The sequence below is a fragment of the Curtobacterium sp. MCBA15_004 genome (genome assembly GCF_001865055.2).
GTDB lineage: Bacteria > Actinomycetota > Actinomycetes > Actinomycetales > Microbacteriaceae > Curtobacterium.
Window position 1 is genome coordinate 72,637 of record NZ_CP126266.1, and the last position, 15,922, is coordinate 88,558.

16 protein-coding genes are annotated in these 15,922 nt (G+C 73.7%); 12 read left to right on the forward strand and 4 right to left on the reverse strand.

Annotated features, from left to right (window positions below; translation table 11 throughout):
- Nucleotides 1-65 precede the first annotated feature (65 nt).
- Nucleotides 66-1,403: a uracil-xanthine permease family protein gene (locus QOL16_RS00360; RefSeq protein ID WP_071285777.1), complete on the reverse strand. Its 1,338-nt coding sequence runs from the start codon at nucleotides 1,401-1,403 to the stop codon at nucleotides 66-68.
- Between the two features lie 105 nt (nucleotides 1,404-1,508).
- On the opposite strand from QOL16_RS00360, the gene QOL16_RS00365 reads away from it, so the two are divergent.
- The 3 genes from QOL16_RS00365 (at nucleotide 1,509) to QOL16_RS00375 (ending at nucleotide 6,088) form a co-directional block, all read left to right on the forward strand.
- Nucleotides 1,509-2,987, forward strand: coding sequence for a hypothetical protein (locus tag QOL16_RS00365; protein WP_071285774.1), 1,479 nt, complete (start codon nucleotides 1,509-1,511; stop codon nucleotides 2,985-2,987).
- A 126-nt stretch (nucleotides 2,988-3,113) separates the two neighbouring features.
- On the forward strand, nucleotides 3,114-5,078 hold the full coding sequence (locus QOL16_RS00370) for a M13 family metallopeptidase (protein WP_071285772.1): 1,965 nt from the start codon (nucleotides 3,114-3,116) through the stop codon (nucleotides 5,076-5,078).
- Complete coding sequence (locus tag QOL16_RS00375) at nucleotides 5,078-6,088, forward strand: serine hydrolase (RefSeq protein ID WP_083230148.1); 1,011 nt, start codon at nucleotides 5,078-5,080, stop codon at nucleotides 6,086-6,088. Before QOL16_RS00370 ends, QOL16_RS00375 begins: the two co-directional genes overlap by 1 nt.
- 105 nt (nucleotides 6,089-6,193) lie before the next feature.
- Here QOL16_RS00375 and QOL16_RS00380 read toward each other — a convergent pair whose 3' ends face one another.
- Nucleotides 6,194-6,862 carry a DUF4232 domain-containing protein gene (locus QOL16_RS00380; protein ID WP_071285770.1) on the reverse strand — a complete coding sequence of 223 codons (669 nt, stop codon included), beginning with the start codon at nucleotides 6,860-6,862 and terminating at the stop codon, nucleotides 6,194-6,196.
- Nucleotides 6,863-6,970: 108 nt separating this feature from the next.
- On the opposite strand from QOL16_RS00380, the gene QOL16_RS00385 reads away from it, so the two are divergent.
- Nucleotides 6,971-7,249 (forward strand): hypothetical protein, encoded by a 279-nt coding sequence (locus QOL16_RS00385; RefSeq protein WP_065961514.1) that lies wholly within the window; start codon nucleotides 6,971-6,973, stop codon nucleotides 7,247-7,249.
- Between the two features lie 26 nt (nucleotides 7,250-7,275).
- Here QOL16_RS00385 and QOL16_RS00390 read toward each other — a convergent pair whose 3' ends face one another.
- Together QOL16_RS00390 and QOL16_RS00395 are read right to left on the reverse strand one after the other, a co-directional pair.
- Nucleotides 7,276-7,674: an NUDIX domain-containing protein gene (locus QOL16_RS00390; RefSeq protein ID WP_216093113.1), complete on the reverse strand. Its 399-nt coding sequence runs from the start codon at nucleotides 7,672-7,674 to the stop codon at nucleotides 7,276-7,278.
- A gap of 29 nt (nucleotides 7,675-7,703) precedes the next feature.
- Nucleotides 7,704-9,023, reverse strand: coding sequence for a glutamyl-tRNA reductase (locus QOL16_RS00395; protein ID WP_071285768.1), 1,320 nt, complete (start codon nucleotides 9,021-9,023; stop codon nucleotides 7,704-7,706).
- A gap of 89 nt (nucleotides 9,024-9,112) precedes the next feature.
- Between QOL16_RS00395 and hemE the strand changes: the two genes are divergently transcribed.
- The 8 genes from hemE to hemC all read left to right on the forward strand — a co-directional run bounded on the left by hemE (nucleotide 9,113) and on the right by hemC (nucleotide 15,852).
- A complete protein-coding gene (gene hemE / locus QOL16_RS00400) occupies nucleotides 9,113-10,267 on the forward strand; it encodes a uroporphyrinogen decarboxylase (RefSeq protein WP_217637650.1) in 1,155 nt (384 codons plus the stop codon).
- A complete protein-coding gene (locus QOL16_RS00405) occupies nucleotides 10,264-11,622 on the forward strand; it encodes an NAD(P)/FAD-dependent oxidoreductase (protein WP_254780336.1) in 1,359 nt (452 codons plus the stop codon). The genes hemE and QOL16_RS00405 overlap by 4 nt, the downstream gene beginning before the upstream one ends.
- A 97-nt stretch (nucleotides 11,623-11,719) precedes the next feature.
- Nucleotides 11,720-11,974 carry a hypothetical protein gene (locus tag QOL16_RS00410; protein WP_065961589.1) on the forward strand — a complete coding sequence of 85 codons (255 nt, stop codon included), beginning with the start codon at nucleotides 11,720-11,722 and terminating at the stop codon, nucleotides 11,972-11,974.
- Nucleotides 11,971-12,402 (forward strand): phage holin family protein, encoded by a 432-nt coding sequence (locus QOL16_RS00415; RefSeq protein WP_071248300.1) that lies wholly within the window; start codon nucleotides 11,971-11,973, stop codon nucleotides 12,400-12,402. The genes QOL16_RS00410 and QOL16_RS00415 overlap by 4 nt, the downstream gene beginning before the upstream one ends.
- A 106-nt stretch (nucleotides 12,403-12,508) precedes the next feature.
- Entirely contained in the window at nucleotides 12,509-12,739 is a 231-nt protein-coding gene (locus tag QOL16_RS00420; RefSeq protein WP_065961519.1) for a DUF3618 domain-containing protein, read from the forward strand.
- 70 nt (nucleotides 12,740-12,809) lie between these two features.
- Nucleotides 12,810-13,562: a hydrogen peroxide-dependent heme synthase gene (gene hemQ / locus QOL16_RS00425; protein ID WP_083395195.1), complete on the forward strand. Its 753-nt coding sequence runs from the start codon at nucleotides 12,810-12,812 to the stop codon at nucleotides 13,560-13,562.
- Nucleotides 13,559-14,797, forward strand: a complete 1,239-nt coding sequence (locus QOL16_RS00430) for a ferrochelatase (protein WP_171898742.1) — start codon at nucleotides 13,559-13,561, stop codon at nucleotides 14,795-14,797. The genes hemQ and QOL16_RS00430 overlap by 4 nt, the downstream gene beginning before the upstream one ends.
- Entirely contained in the window at nucleotides 14,794-15,852 is a 1,059-nt protein-coding gene (gene hemC, locus QOL16_RS00435) for a hydroxymethylbilane synthase (RefSeq protein WP_071285766.1), read from the forward strand. Before QOL16_RS00430 ends, hemC begins: the two co-directional genes overlap by 4 nt.
- Nucleotides 15,853-15,922 lie beyond the last annotated feature (70 nt).

Sequence of the window (15,922 nt, forward strand, 5' to 3'; positions counted from 1 at the left end):
GGTAGCCGCTCGGCCACCGGGCTGCCGGTCGCCGCCACGCGCCTCCCGTCCGTCGCCTGGGTGCGTCAGTCGACGCGCGGCTCTGCCGGGACCGCACCGGTCGCAGCGTGCGCCTCGTCCGACGCCTTCGGGGCGGCGGGCTCCGTGCCGCGTGCCCGTCCGATCAGGTCCATCACGTGGTAGACGACGATGGCCGCGACCGTGCCGACGATGATGCCGCCGAAGGTGGCTCCGCCGAACGCGAAGGTGAAGTCGGCGATGCCCATGATGAGGGCGATGCCGGCGGTGAGCTGGTTCTTCGGCTTGGCGAAGTCGACCTTGTTCTCGACCCAGATCCGGATGCCGATGACCCCGATGAGGCCGTACAGCGCCGTGGTCGCGCCGCCGAGCACCCCGGCGGGCACCGAGGAGATGACCGTGCCGACCCTCGGCGACAGGCCGAGCAGGATCGCCACGATGCCGGCGACCCAGTACGCGGCGGTCGAGAAGACGCGCGTCGCGGCCATCACGCCGATGTTCTCGCCGTAGGTCGTCGTCGCGGAGCCGCCGCCGGCACCGGCGAGGACCGTCGAGAGCCCGTCCGCCATGAGGGCGCGTCCGGTCAGCGGGGTGAGGTCGCGTCCGGTGAGCTGCCCGACGCCCTTGACGTGCCCGACGTTCTCGGCGACGAGCGCGAGCACCACGGGGACGAACCCGAGGTAGACGGCGAGCTGTCCGGGGTCGAACGACGGCGCCGTGAAGGTCGGCAGCCCGACCCACGGCGCGGCGGCGACGGCGGACAGGTCGACCTCGCCCGAGAGCATCGCCACGAGGTAGCCCACGACGACACCGATCACGATCGACAGCCGACCGACGAGCCCCTTGAACAGGACGGTCACGAGGATGATCGTCGCGAGCGTGATCACCGCGGTCAGGGGCGCCTTCGTGAAGTTGTCACGCGCGGCCGGCGCGAGGTTGAACCCGATGAGCGCCACGATCGCGCCGGACACCACGGGCGGCATGAGCCGGTCGATCCAGCCGGCGCCGGCCAGGTGCACGACCAGGCCGACGAGCGCGAGCAGGGCACCGACCAGGATGATCCCGGACAGCGCGAGCGGGATGCCCCCGATCTTCGTCGCGGCGGCGATCGGGGCGATGAACGCGAACGACGACCCGAGGTAGCTCGGCAGCCGGTTGCCGGTGATCAGCAGGAACAGGATCGTCCCGACACCGCTGAAGAGCAGCGTCGTCGACGGCGGGAACCCGGTCAGCAGCGGGACGAGGAACGTGGCGCCGAACATCGCGACGACGTGCTGCACACCGAGGCCGATCGTACGACCCCAGGTGAGGCGCTCGTCAGGCGCCACGATCGTCGATGCGGAGACGGTCGCGCCGTCCCCGTGCAGCTTCCAGCCCATTCCCATGCGATGACCGTACCGGCTGCGCGCCCTCCGCCACAGGTCGTGCGCGCACCTGTGGACAACCCCTCGACTCGTATATGGTGTGCCACGTACCAGTCAGGAGTCGCCATGCCCCCTCGCCGCACCACCCGTCCCCGAGTCCCCGTCGCACGGCTGCGCCGCACTGCCGTCACCGCCCTGGTCGTGTCGGCAGCCGTCGTCGCCCCGGCCGCGGTCGTCGAGTCGGCGTCCGCCGCGCCGCGGTCGCACGGCTCGGCGGAAGTCGCGGCCCGGGCCACCGCCGGGGCTCTGCCCACCGCCGGGGCTCTGCCCAACGCGGGGTTCACCGCCGGGGTCGAGACCATCAACCACGGCCTGCAGCGCGTGCGGATGGTCGGCACGGGGCCCGTCGGTGGCAGCGTGGCGATCACGGGCGAGGGGGTCGAGCCCAGCTGGACCGAGGCCGACGCCTCCGGTACCTGGCGCGCGACGGTGCACGTCCCCCGCGCCGGGACCGTGCTCGTCGCGACCTCGCAGGTGACCGGCCAGCGCATCGAGGTCCCGGTGGCGATCGACAACACGAACCTGCAGCCCGTCGGCAAGCTCGACACCGACCGGTTCCGCCGCACCACCCACGTCGAGATCAAGCCCGCGAAGCCCGGCGCGCGGTGGGAGTTCACGCGCGACGGCGAGCCCGCGGGCAGTGCCACGGCGGGTGCCGACGGCGTCGTCGCGTTCGACTTCACCGGGTTGGCCTCAGGGTCGCACCTGTTCACCGGGGCGCAGTACTACGACGGCGAGCACAACGGCTCGTGGTTCGGCGAGCAGACGATCGACGCGACGCCGGAGGTCACCACTGCCACGGCCTCGCGGCAGACCGGCACCGTGCTCCTGAGCGGACGTGCCCCGGTCGACACGACGCTGACGGTCCGGGACCAGGACGGGCCCGTGACCGACGCCGACGGACGTCCGCTCCGCGTGACGACGGGCGACGACCCGTCCTGGCGCGTGGCGTTCCCGCTCGGCGACCGCGCCGGGACCCTGCCCGTCACGGTGACCGCGCTCGAGGACGACCGACCCGTCGGTTCGACGATCCGGGAGGTGACCGTCGTCGCACCGGTCACGGCCGAGGCGGCCACGTCGGCGGACGGCTCGGTGCGGATCGCCGGGACGGGGCAGACCGGCGGCACGGTGGCGCTGCTCGACGACGACGGCCGCGCGCTCACCGACCCGGACGGGACGCCGTACTCGGCGCGGATCGGTCGCGCGTGGGAGCTCGTGGTGCCCCGGTCCGCCCTGCCCGCCGAGGCCGTCGTCGTGCAGCAGCGTGTGGACGACGTCGAGCAGGGCTCCCTGCGGCTGGTCCTGCCGCGCGTCCCCGGCCACCCGTCGCCCGACCCCGGCGCGGTGGTGCCCGGCGGGCCGACCCCGGGGAAGGTGCACGGCGCGACGGGGCGGCTCCGGCACGGCGCGCATCCGCTCGACGCCCTCGCGTGGACCGGAGCGGAGCCCGGCGTGCCCACCGCCCTGGCCGTGGCGCTCCTCGCGCTCGGGACCGGCGGACTCGTGGTCGCCCGCGCCCGCCGACGCCGGCCGGGGCGACGCTGACCCCGGCTGGCGGCCGGACCCCGGCGACCGACGCCCACCCCGCCGCCGACACCGCGACCCCGCGCGACCCCGCGCGAGCACGGCTCGCTCCGCACCCGTGGACGCACCGTGACTATCGTGGAACGCATGACCGACGTCGCACGTAGCTCCGGGATCCACACCGACGAACTCGACACCGCGGTCCGCCCGCAGGACGACCTCTACCGCCACGTCAACGGCTCGTGGATCGCCGCGACACCGATCCCCGACGACAAGGCCCGGTACGGCTCGTTCACGGTCCTCGCCGAGGCCGCCGAGGAAGCCGTCCGCGCGATCGTCGAGCGCTCGCAGCAGGCCGCCCCGGGCACCGAGGAGCGCAAGGTCGGCGACCTCTACACGTCCTTCATGGACGAGCACCGCCTCGAGGAGCTCGGCACCGGCCCGATCGACCCGCTGCTCGGCGAGGTCGACGCGGTCGAGACGCCCGACGACGTCATCCGCCTGGTGGGTCGCTTCGAGCGGCTCGGGCTGCCCGGCTTCGTGCAGCTCTTCGTCGACAACGACCCGGGCGACCCCGAGTCGTACGTCGTCTTCCTCGAGCAGTCCGGCCTCGGCCTGCCCGACGAGTCCTACTACCGCGAGGAGCGCTTCGCCGACATCCGCGCGAAGTACCGGGAGTTCGTCGCCGCGATGTTCCCGCTCGCCGGGTTCGCCGACGGCGCGGACCGCACCGACGACGTGATCGCGCTCGAGAAGGCGCTCGCCGCGGTGCACTGGGACAACGTCGCGACCCGGGACAGCCAGAAGACCTACAACAAGCTGCCGTGGCACGACGTCGCGGTGCTCGCCGAGGGCGCCGACCTGCACCTCTGGTGGGAGGCGATCGGCGCCCCGGCCGGCGCGTTCGAGACCGTCGTGGTCCGCGAGCCGTCCTTCGTGACCGGCCTCGCCGAGCTCCTGCGCTCGCAGCCGGTGTCGGCCTGGAAGAACTGGCTGCGCTGGCAGGTCATCCGCGGTTCCGCGGCCTACCTGACGACCGCCCTCTCGGCGACGAACTTCTCGTTCTACGGGACGGCCCTCACCGGCGCCCCGAAGCAGCGCGAGCGGTGGAAGCGCGGCGTCTCGCTCGTCGAGGGCGCGATGGGCGAGGCCGTCGGTCGGATCTACGTGCAGGAGCACTTCGACGAGACCTCGAAGGCGAAGATGGACGACCTCGTCGCCAACCTCGTCGAGGCCTACCGCCAGAGCATCACGGCCCTCGACTGGATGACCGACGAGACCCGTGCCCGTGCGCTCGACAAGCTCGACAAGTTCACGCCGAAGATCGGGTACCCCGTGCGGTGGCGCGACTGCTCCGCCCTGACCGTCGACCCGGAGGACCTGCTCGGCAACGTCCGGGCGGTCGCGTCGTTCCAGGTGGACCGCGAGCTCGGCAAGATCGGCAAGCCGATCGACCGCGACGAGTGGTTCATGACGCCGCAGACGATCAACGCGTACTACAACCCGGGCTTCAACGAGATCGTGTTCCCCGCGGCGATCCTGCAGTTCCCGTTCTTCGACGCCGACCGCGACGCCGCCGCGAACTACGGGGCCATCGGTGCGGTCATCGGGCACGAGATCGGCCACGGCTTCGACGACCAGGGCTCGCAGTACGACGGCGACGGCCGGCTCGAGAACTGGTGGACCGAGGCCGACCGCGCCGCGTTCGAGGAGCGCACGAAGGCCCTGATCGCGCAGTACGACGCCCTCGTCCCGACCGAGGTGCCCGACGGTCACGTCAACGGTGCCCTGACGATCGGCGAGAACATCGGCGACCTCGGCGGCCTGTCGATCGCGTGGAAGGCGTACCTGCTCTCGCTCGACGGCCAGGAGCCGCCGGTCGTCGACGGCCTGAGCGGTGCCGAGCGCTTCTTCCTCAGCTGGGCGCAGGCCTGGCGCATGGCGATCCGTCCGGAGGAGGCCGCGCGCCTGCTCTCGATCGACCCGCACTCGCCGACGGAGTTCCGTTGCAACCAGGTCGTCCGCAACATCGACGGCTTCTACGAGGCCTTCGGCGTCACGGAGCAGGACGCGATGTACCTCGACCCCGCCGAGCGCGTCGCCATCTGGTGATGACCGAGCCCGACGGGCCGCCCGCCCCCGAGCACGCCGACCAGCCCGGACACCGGTCCGACCCCTCGGCCGCCCCGGGCCCGGTCGCACCACGCCGTCCGCGTCGCCGACACCAGGTCGGCGACGCGGACGGCGCGCGTGCGCGCGGCGGACGGCACCGCGGCGGCGTGGACGAGCGCTTCGGGGCCACCCTGGAGGCGCTGGGCACGATCGCACGTGAGGGTGCGTCCGTCAGCGCCTCCGTGATCGACACCTCGACGGGCCGCGCGCTGCTGGCGGTCGACGACACGCTCGTGCTGCCGGCGGCGAGCCTGGGCCGCGTGCTGCTGCTCATCGAGACCGCGGTGCAGCTCGAGGACGGCCGCCTGCACGGCGACCGGTTGCAGCGCATGGCCAGGGACACCGCGACCGGCGCCGGTCTGTGGCAGTTCCTGCAGGAGCCGACGATGCAGGTCCCGGACCTGGCGACCCTCGTCGGTGCGACGGCGGACTCGTGGGCGATGAACGCGCTGCTGTCCACCGTCGGCATCGACGCCGTCCGTCGTCGTGCCGAGGCGCTGGGCATCGAGCGGACCGCCCTGATCGACCGGGTCCGCGACCGCCGCGGACCGGACGACGCCCCGGACGCCTCGGTGGCCCCGACGGGTGAGCTGAGCTGGCTGATGCGGGGGCTCGCGCTCGGCGAGGTCGTCGACGAGGCGGTCTCGAACCGGGTGCTCGGGTGGCTGTCCCTCGCGAGCGACCTGTCACTCGTCGCGGGCTCCTTCGGACTCGACCCGCTGGCGCACCGCGCGCTCGACCACGGGCTGCAGGCGGTCGTGGTGACCGGTTCGTCGACCGGTGTCCGGGCGGAGGCGGGCATCCTCCGCGGGCCGGGGTCGTCGGTGAGCTACGCCGTCGCGGTCACGTTCGACGACGCCTCGCTGCAGCGGCGCCTCGCGGTGGTCGAGGCCCTGCGGACGATGGGCACCGAGGTGCTCGAGGCCGTGCACGCCCCGTCGTACCGCTGACGCGCTCCTCCGGGACCACGCGGCGCGGGCCCGGTGCGCCCACGCGGCGTCGCCCGGCGCGACCCCGTGACGCAGCGCTCCGTCCGGCCGCCGGGGCCACTCGGGTCAGTCGGTCGCCTGCCCCTCGGGCACGAGCGCCTGCACCTGCAGCAGGGCCGCCGACGCCGACGCGCACGCCGTGTACCCGCTGGCCGGCACGAACAGCGACGCCGTCGACCCGGGCGGGTACACGCGGAACCCGTCTGCGGCGGTCGGCGTGCACTCCGACGGCGGGTAGTCCTGCGCGTTCGCGATCTTCAGCGGCGCCACGGCCGTCTGCCCGGGCTGCAGGGTGACCGTGGGGTGCGCCGAGGACCGGTCCTGTCCTGCGGCGGCACCGATCTGGGCGCCGTCGCCGTCCCCGACGAAGGAGACGCCCGGCCAGCCCTGCAGGGTGCACGCCGCGGAGCCGGTGTTCCGCAGGGTCAGGTGGATGATCGTGCTGCCCGCGGCCCCGCCGCTGCCCGCCGCGGTCCCGCCGGCGAGCGACGCAGTCGTGCACCGACCGTCCCCGGCGGCGCTGCCCCCGCCCGCCCCGCTCGCGGGCGTCGCGGCCGCGGAGCCCGCGTTCGACGTGGGGACGGCGGACGACGGGTCACCCGAGGCCCTGGGGCTGCTCGACGGGCTGACCGTGCCGACCGGCGGCGTGGTGTCGGCCGAGCACCCGGCCAGACCGACGACGGCGAGCAGCCCCACGGCTGCGAGGGCGGTGTGCTGGACGATCCCGTGACGCATGGCCCCACGCAACACCCGCCCCGGGGGACACGTCTCGGTGAGCGTCCAGCCGCGCCGAGGATGCTCGCGGGGAACACCAGCCAGCACCACGAGCGACGGAGGTCGGACATGGCAGGCAAGCACGAGCAGGCACGCGGCGACGAGGGCCGGGCGGACGGGGTCGAGACCCACGCCGGCGCCTACACGGACAGCGTCATCCCGGGCGACGAGCACGTCACCTCGACGGAGCCCGCCGGCGAGTTCGTCTCGAGCGACATCCCCGGGGACGACCGTCCCGAGGGTGCGGGCGGCGCCGACGCGGGCGAGTACGTCGAGTCGGACATCCCCGGCGAGGCCGAGCCCACGCCGTCGGGCGAGACCGGCCACTACGTCGACAAGGACCAGTAGCAGCCGGACTCCTCGGACCGAGGAGTTCAGTCCACCAGGCCGGCGGCGACCAGCCGGCGGAGCGTCTCGACGCCCGCCGGCGGGCACCGGTCCGCGTCTGCTGAGGTGACCCACTCCACCTCGTCGACCTCTGCGGAGGCGACGGGCGAGGCGGAGTCGGTCGCGCCTCCGGGCCGGACCAGGAAGAGCGCCATCGCGACCATCGTGCCGGGCGCCTGCCCGTGCGCGGGTTCGGTGACGGTGCCGAACGGCTCGACGTCGGACGGCTCCAGGCGCAGGCCGGTCTCCTCGTGGGCCTCGCGCAGCGCGGCCTGCACGTCGCTCTCGTGCGGCTCCGCCTTGCCGCCGGGCAGGTAGAGCACGTCGCGCGCCCGCGCGCGCACCATGAGCACGCGTCGGTCGCGGACCAGCAGCACCGCGCTCACGCGCAGCGTGGGCGGACCGGCCTGGAGGCTCAGCTCGCGTCCGCCTCGTCGTTACGGTCCGACGCGGCCCGCTCGGGCGCGGTGCGCTCCGCGAGCGGCACGACGGGGGACGGCACCTCCGCCTCGGGCTCGGGGCGCACACCGTAGAGGGCGTCGAGCGCGCCGACGAACTCCTCGCCGCGTCCGGCGCGGCCGAGCTCTCGGGCGCGGACCGAGGGGCGGTGCAGCAGGACGCCGACGAGGTGCCGGAGCGCGCGCTCGGTCTGCTCGAGCGACTCCGGGTCGGTGTCCCGGCGCTTCGCCCGCTCGATCTCGTCGTCGAGGATGTCGAACACGTGCTTGCGGAAGGCCACGAGCGCGGGGGTGGTCGACTGTTCCAGGGCTTGGGCGCGGAAGCGGGACACGGCGTCGTCGACCATCGCGCGGGCCTCGGACTCGGCGTTCAGCTCGGCGATGGGCGCGTGGATGCTGATCGTCTCGAGGTCGAGGAGCTCGACGCCGTCGACCGCAGCGGCGTCGGGGTCGACGTTGCGGGGGAGCCCGAGGTCGATGACGATGCGGCGCACGCCGTCGTCGAGGTCGGCGGGTTCGACGACCGGGACCTCGCTCGACGTGCACGTGATGACGACGTCGCTCGCGGCGATCGCCTGGCGCAGGTCGGTCGCGGCGACGAGGTCGTGCTTCGCGGCGAACCACGGCGCGCGGCCCGACGGTGAGAAGACCTGGATATGCACGGCGCCGCGGTCGCGCAGGGCGGCGATGGTCGTGGCGGCGTAGCTGCCGGTGCCGACGAGCAGCACCCGGGTGCGCGCCCAGTCGGTGATCCGGGACGAGGCGAGCTCGAGGCCGAGGCGCACGAGCGAGCGCCCGGCGGCACCGATGCGGGTGCGGGTCTTGACGCCCCGGGACGTGTGCGCGGCCTCCTGGAAGAGCCGCTCGAGCTCCGAGGTGGTGGTGCCGTTCGCGCGAGCGTCCTCGAGCGCGCGGCGGACCTGGCCGGAGATCTCGGTCTCGCCGACGACGACCGACTCGAGGCCGCTCGACACCGCGAACAGGTGCTGCACGAGGTCCTTGCCCCCGAGCACCTGGACGGAGCCCGCGACCTCGGCGGGCACGAGGTCGCTGGCGGTGGCGACGGCGTCGACGGTGGCCGACACGGCGGAGTCGCGGTCGTCCCCCGCGATGTCGAGGTAGGCCTCGAAGCGGTTGCAGGTGGCGAGGACGACGGCCCCGTCGAGCACGTCGGAGTCCGTCACGAGACGGCTCGCGGCGGTCGGTGCGCCGATGCTCAGTCGCTCCAGGAGGTCGAAGCTGGCGTTGCGGTGCGACGCCGTGAGACAGATGAGCACGTCTTCCATCGTAACCCGCGATCGCTCCACGGGCTGTTCGCTGACCGCGTGCTCATGGACACCCTCGCCTCCGATGGGAGAATCGTCCGGTGACCGACGCGCCGACCTCCGCCCTGCCCGACACCCACCCGCTCGTGACCGGTCGGACCGCGCAGTCGCCGCTCGTCCGGGCGCTGCGCGGGGACCGGCCGGAGACGCTGCCGGTGTGGTTCATGCGCCAGGCCGGTCGGTCGCTGCCGGAGTACCGCGACCTGCGCGTCGGCACCGCGATGCTCGACGCGTGCCTCGACCCGGCGCTGGCCTCCGAGATCACGCTCCAGCCGGTCCGGCGGCACGGGGTCGACGCGGGCATCTTCTTCAGCGACATCGTCGTGCCGATCAAGCTCGCGGGTGTCGACGTCGAGATCGTCCCCGGCCGCGGTCCGGTGCTCGGGTCTCCGATCCGCACGGCCGCCGACGTGGCCGCCCTCGCACCGCTCGAGCCGGACGCCCTCGCGCCGATCACCGAGGCCGTGCAGCGCACCGTCGAGCAGCTCGGCGACACCCCGCTGATCGGCTTCGCGGGCGCGCCCTTCACCCTCGCTGCATACCTCGTCGAGGGCGGCCCGTCGAAGGACCACATCCGCGCCCGCACGCTCATGCACGCCGACCCGGAGACCTGGGCGCGCCTGCTCGACTGGGCCGCCGGCGTCTCCGGGGCCTTCCTCCGCGCGCAGGTCACCGCCGGCGCCTCGGCCGCGCAGCTGTTCGACTCGTGGGTCGGGTCGCTCTCGCGCGCCGACTACGTCGCGTCGGTCGCCCCGCACTCGGCGACGGCCCTCGGGCACGTGGCCGACCTCGGCGTCCCGCGGATCCACTTCGGGGTCGGCAGCGGCGAGGTCCTGCACGAGATGACCACCCTCGGCGACCCGTCCGACACGGTCGCGGTGGACGCCGTCGGGGTCGACTGGCGCATCCCGCTCGACGACGCCGTCCGCCGCGTCGGCCCGGGCGTCACCGTGCAGGGCAACATCGACCCGGCGATGCTGTCGGCACCGTGGGCGGTGCTCGAGGCCCACGTGCGCGACGTCGTGCGCCGCGGCGGGGCGGCACGAGCGCACGTCGTCAACCTCGGGCACGGTGTGCCCCCGGAGACCGACCCGACCGTGCTCACGCGCGTCGTCGAGCTGCTGCACTCCCTCGGTGACGGCACGGGGCTGGGCGACGGCACGGAGCTCGGCACCACGGAGGGGGCCGCAGCGTGACCGACGTCGTGGTGGTCGGCGGCGGGGTCGCCGGCCTCGTGGTCGCGAGGGACCTCGCGAAGGGCGGCGCGCACGTGGTGCTCGTCGAGGCCGGGGACCGGCTCGGCGGGATGCTCCGCCGGCACACCGTCGCGGGGCTCGACCTCGACATGGGCGCGGAGTCGTTCGCGACCCGGACCGACGCCGTCGCGCGGCTCGCGACCGAGCTCGGCCTCGGGAACGACGTCGTGTCGCCGGACCCGCGCGGTGCGTGGCTGATGACCCGCGACGGCCGGACCGCCCCGATCCCGCAGACCGGGTTCCTCGGCATCCCCGGCACGCCGATGGCCGCCGACGTGCTCGCCGTGGTCGGCCAGCGCGGGGGGCTGCGTGCCCAGATGGACGCGCTCCTGCCCTCGCCGGTCGGTGCGAAGGCGTCCTCGCTCGGCGAGCTCGTGCGCCGGCGGATGGGCGACCGCGTGCTCGACGACCTGGTCGTGCCCGTGGCCGGCGGGGTCTACTCGACGCACCCGGACCAGCTCGACCCCGACCGTGTCGCCCCCGGGCTCCGGTCCGCCCTGCAACGCGAGGGGTCGCTCGCCCGCGCCGTCCTCGCCATGCGGGCCAAGGCGACGGCGGGCTCGGCCGTGCAGGGCATCCGCGGCGGCATCGTCCGCCTGGTCGACGAGCTCGTGGCCGACACCGGGACGTACGGCATCGAGGTCCGTCTGCACACCCGGGCGGTCGCCGTCGAGCGGAACGCCGTCGAGGTGGTCGGGCCCGACGGCACCCGCGAGCGCCTCCCCGCGCAGCACGTGCTGTCCTCGACCGCCGACCCCGCGCGCACGGCCGCGCCGGACCGCACCGGGATCGAACTCGTCACGCTCGTGGTCGACCAGCCCGAGCTCGACGCCGGACCGCGCGGCACCGGGATGCTCGTCCACCCCGAGGCCCGCGACGTCGCCGCCAAGGCCCTCACCCACGCGACCGTGAAGTGGCCGTGGCTGGCCGAGGCCGCCGCCGGGCGCCACGTGCTCCGACTCAGCTACGCGACCGCTCCGGAGACCGCACCCGGTGCCCGTGGCGAGGAGACGGCGGGCGGGACCGGCGCGCCCGAGCCGGGGACGAGCCTCCCGGTCGACCCCACGGACGCGACCGGCACCCGCGCCACCCGCGACGCCACTGCCCTGCTCGGCGTGCCCGTCACGCCGGACCGCGTGCTCGGCGCAGCGCGCGTCCGCTGGTACGGACCGGACCTCACCGCGGCGGGCCTCGCCGAGGGGGTCGTCGGCATCGGCGAGACGACCTCCGGCCGCGGGCTCGCGGGCATCGTGCAGGCGGCCCGGGCGTCCGCTGCGAGCCTCCTGGATTCCTGAGCGGACCGGAGACCGGCCGAGGGCTACTGTGGTGGGACGCCGGACGTATTCCGATCGGCGCATGACACCGCACACCGAAACCTCGGAGGAACCGCACATGCGAGGCAAGCTCCTTTTCGTCGCCGGCGCCGCACTCGGGTACGTCCTGGGATCGCGAGCCGGACGGGCGCGGTACGAGCAGATCAAGACCGTCAGCGGCAAGGTCTGGAACAGCGACGGAGTCCAGAAGGGCGTGCACGTCGCCGAGGACTTCATCCAGGACAAGACCCCGGACGTCGCCGAGTTCGTCGGCGAGCAGACCAAGAAGGTCGTCCGCAAGGTCGCCCAGAAGAAGGACAGCAAGACCTCATGACCGACACCCGCGACCGCCGGTCGCGCTCGCTGTTCGGTCTGGTGGGGGACGTCCCGAAGCTGGTCAAGAACCTCGTCAAGGGTGAGATCGACCTGCTCAAGGCCGAGCTCATCGGCAAGGCGAAGATCATCGGGCTCGCAGCGGGTCTGCTCATCGGCGCACTCGTCATCGTCCTGTACGCGATCGGCGTGCTCCTGACCGCCGCCGTGATGGGTCTGGCGACCGTGATGCCCGCGTGGCTGGCGGCGCTGCTGCTCGCCGTCGTGATGCTGATCGTCGCCGGGATCCTCGGCTTCGTCGGCTGGAAGCGGTTCCAGAAGGCGCTGCCCCTGACGCCGAAGCGCACGATCGACAGCGTGAAGGACGACGTCAACGCGGTGAAGGGCCTCGGCAACAAGCCCGCGGCCGCCGACCGCAAGCGGTCCTGACCGCGGACCGCAGGCGCTCCCGCCCGCCGACCGCGACCGCGGTCTCCGACGCCGTCGACCGCACGCGGTCCCGAGCACCCCGACCAGCACCACCGACGGAGGAACCGTGACCGACCACCACGACGACCTGGAGCACCGCGTCGCCGCGACGCGAACCCAGCTCTTCGAGACGCTCGACGCCATCGAGGACAAGCTCAACGTCCCGAAGCAGCTCGGCATCGCCGCGTCGAAGGTCAAGCAGGGCATCGACGAGAAGCCGGTGCCCTACCTGGCCGGCCTCGCAGCCGGGGTGGCGGTGGTCGGGAGTATCGTCGCAGTGGTGCTCCGACGGCGGTAGACCGCCCATCGGTGGTCCTCCGTCCGCGGCAGCCCAGCCACGACCCAGGCAACCGACAGGACGAGGAACCATGAGCTCCGACGTGCACCAGTCGACGCACGAGACCGCGTCGCACGAACCCGCGCACGAGACCGACCCCGCTTCGGGCATCGACCCGAACCTCCTCACGGCGTACGCCCTCTGGGCGGTGTTCCGCCGGCCGCTCGGCCCGGTGCACCGCGTCGGTGACGACGCCGTGGCCGAGCTGGACGCGGTCGTTGCCCGTGCCGCCGAGCGAGGGGTCACCGTCCGCGGCTTCTACGACGTCTCCGGCTTCCGCGCCGACGCCGACGTCATGGTGTGGCTGCACGGCGACGACGCCCAGGCGATCCAGGCCGTGCTGCGCGAGGTCCGCCGAACGGGGCTGTTCCAGGACGCCGAGCCGGTCTGGCACGTGATGGCCATGCACCGCGAGGCCGAGTTCAACAAGCGCCACACCCCCGCCTTCCTGCGCGGCAAGGACCCCGAGGCCTGGATCACGGTGTACCCGTTCGTCCGGTCCTTCGAGTGGTACCTCCTGCCGGAGGAAGAACGCTCGAAGATGCTCCGCGACCACGGCATCGCCGGCGCGAAGTACCGCCGCGTGCTGACGAACACCATCGCGACCTTCGCCCTGAGCGACTACGAGTGGATCCTGCCGCTCGAGAGCCCCGAACTCGTCGACCTCGTCGACCTCATGCGCGACCTGCGCTACACCGAGGCGCGCCTGCACGTGCGCGAGGAGGTCCCCTTCTTCACCGGTCGTCGCGTGACGACCGCCGAACTGCCGGAGGTGCTGTCGTGACCGACACCAGCCAGATCTCGAACGGGCGGGGCACGGTCCTCGCCGCGACGCCCGCCGCGGCCGACGGACCCGAGCACGTCGAGGTCCCGACCGCGTACGACGCCATCCTGCTCGCCGGCTTCGGCGGACCGGAGGGCCAGGACGACGTCATCCCGTTCCTGCGCAACGTCACCCGCGGCCGGGGCATCCCGGACGAGCGGCTGGAGGAGGTCGCGCACCACTACCGCCACTTCGGCGGCGTCAGCCCGATCAACGCGCAGAACCGTGCGCTCAAGGCGGCGCTCGAGGCCGAGCTGGCGAAGCGCGGCATCGACATGCCGGTGCTGTGGGGCAACCGCAACTGGGCGCCCTACCTCGAGGAGGCCTTCACCGAGGCCGCCGACAAGGGGTACACGAAGCTCGTCGCGATCGCAACGAGCGCGTACTCGTCGTTCTCGAGCTGCCGCCAGTACCGCGAGGACTACGCGCGGGTGCTCACCGAGACCGGCCTGATCGACACGATCCAGGTCGACAAGGTCCGGCAGTTCTTCGACCACCCGGGCTTCGTCCGTCCGTTCGTCGACGGCGTGCGCGACGGCATGGCCCGCGCGATCGCCGAGAACGAGGGGCTCGACGTCGCGACCGAGCTCCGCATCCTGTTCTCGACGCACTCGATCCCGTCGACCGACGCCGCGAAGTCCGGCCCGGACCACCGCGGCTTCGACGAGCACGGCGCGTACGAGGCGCAGCACCTCGCGGTGGGCGAGGTCGTCCTCGAGCAGGCGTGGAACGAGCTGCTCGAGCAGCCCGAGCACGCCCACCTGCGCGGCACGTCCAAGCCCGGCTGGAAGCTCGTCTACCAGTCGCGTTCGGGCCCCCCGACGCAGCCGTGGCTCGAGCCGGACATCAACGACTACATGAACGAGGAGCTCAAGGGCGGCCCGACCCGCGCCGTGCTCATCGTCCCGCTCGGCTTCGTGAGCGACCACATGGAGGTCATGTGGGACCTCGACGAGGAAGCCACCGAGACCGCCGGCGAGCTCGGCTTCTGGTCGCTCCGCACGCAGACGCCCGGCGTCGACCCGGCGTACGTGTCGGGGCTCGTCGACCTGGTGCTCGAGCGCGTGAACGGGACGCCGAAGAGCGAGCGCCCGCACCTGACCGACATCGGCCCCTGGTACGACGTGTGCCGTCCGGGCTGCTGCGAGAACGTCCGCGCCGGGTTCAAGCCCGCCGCGGCCGGCGTCGCCCCGTGACGGACCCGGACCGCACAGCGCCCGAGCCCGTCGCCACGCCCGCCGACGGCCCGGTGCCGATCCGGCTCGGCACCCGTGCCAGCCGGCTCGCGGTCGCGCAGTCGCAGGACGTCGCCGACCGCCTGGCGAAGGCGGCCGGCCGTCCGGTCGAGCTCGTGACCGTGACGAGCGAGGGCGACGTGAACCGTGCGTCGCTCGCGAGCCTCGGCGGGACGGGCGTGTTCGCCAGTGCCCTGCGCGAGGCGCTCGTCGCGGGCGAGGTCGACGTGCTCGTGCACTCGCTCAAGGACCTCCCGACCGCGCCGTACGAGGGGCTGACGATCGCGTCGGTGCCGAAGCGCGCCGACGCCCGTGACGTCCTCGTCGCGCGGAACGCCGGGACGATCGACACGCTCCCCGAGGGCGCGAAGGTCGGCACCGGTTCACCGCGCCGGGTCGCGCAGCTCAGGGCGAAGCGTCCCGACCTCGACGTCGTCGACATGCGCGGCAACATCGACACCCGGCTCGGTCGGGTGGACGACGACCTCGACGCGGTCGTGCTCGCCGCCGCCGGTCTCGGCCGGATCGACCGGCTCGACGCCGCGACCGAGCTGCTCGACCTGGGCTTCTGGCCGAGCGCCCCCGGTCAGGGCGCGCTCGCGGTCGAGATCCGCAGCGACGAGACCGACAAGGGGCTCCTCGCGGCGCTCCGGAAGCTCGACCACGCCCCGACGCGCCTCACGGTGACGGCCGAGCGCGAGGTCCTCGCCAAGCTCGAGGCGGGCTGCTCCGCTCCGATCGGTGCGACCGCGGTCGTGGACGCCGAGCTCCTGCTCGTCTCCGCGACGGTCTACCGCCCCGACGGCGCCGAGTACCGCACCGCGTCGCACGCCGCGCACCTCGACGGCTCCGCGCAGGACCGCCTCGACGAGGCCCTCGCCGTCGCCGGACGCGTGGCGGCCGAGCTGCTCGAGAACGGCGCCGCCGAGCTCGCGGACCTGGCATCCACGGTGTCCGACGCCCCCGCCGACGGCGAGCACTCGGCGGGCCCCGGCCTGGCGACACCCGCCGAGTAGGGGAGCACCACGGACGACACCGCTCGCGTCGCGGACGAGGCACGGCCACCGGTCGTCCTCGTCCCGCGCG

Bases quoted from the DNA above. Each gene is read 5' to 3' on its own strand.
- QOL16_RS00360 (WP_071285777.1), bottom strand. From the start codon at position 1,403: ATGGGAATGGGCTGGAAGCTGCACGGGGACGGCGCGACCGTCTCCGCA.
- QOL16_RS00365 (WP_071285774.1), top strand. From the start codon at position 1,509: ATGCCCCCTCGCCGCACCACCCGTCCCCGAGTCCCCGTCGCACGGCTG.
- QOL16_RS00370 (WP_071285772.1), top strand. From the start codon at position 3,114: ATGACCGACGTCGCACGTAGCTCCGGGATCCACACCGACGAACTCGAC.
- QOL16_RS00375 (WP_083230148.1), top strand. From the start codon at position 5,078: ATGACCGAGCCCGACGGGCCGCCCGCCCCCGAGCACGCCGACCAGCCC.
- QOL16_RS00380 (WP_071285770.1), bottom strand. From the start codon at position 6,862: ATGCGTCACGGGATCGTCCAGCACACCGCCCTCGCAGCCGTGGGGCTG.
- QOL16_RS00385 (WP_065961514.1), top strand. From the start codon at position 6,971: ATGGCAGGCAAGCACGAGCAGGCACGCGGCGACGAGGGCCGGGCGGAC.
- QOL16_RS00410 (WP_065961589.1), top strand. From the start codon at position 11,720: ATGCGAGGCAAGCTCCTTTTCGTCGCCGGCGCCGCACTCGGGTACGTC.
- QOL16_RS00415 (WP_071248300.1), top strand. From the start codon at position 11,971: ATGACCGACACCCGCGACCGCCGGTCGCGCTCGCTGTTCGGTCTGGTG.
- hemQ (WP_083395195.1), top strand. From the start codon at position 12,810: ATGAGCTCCGACGTGCACCAGTCGACGCACGAGACCGCGTCGCACGAA.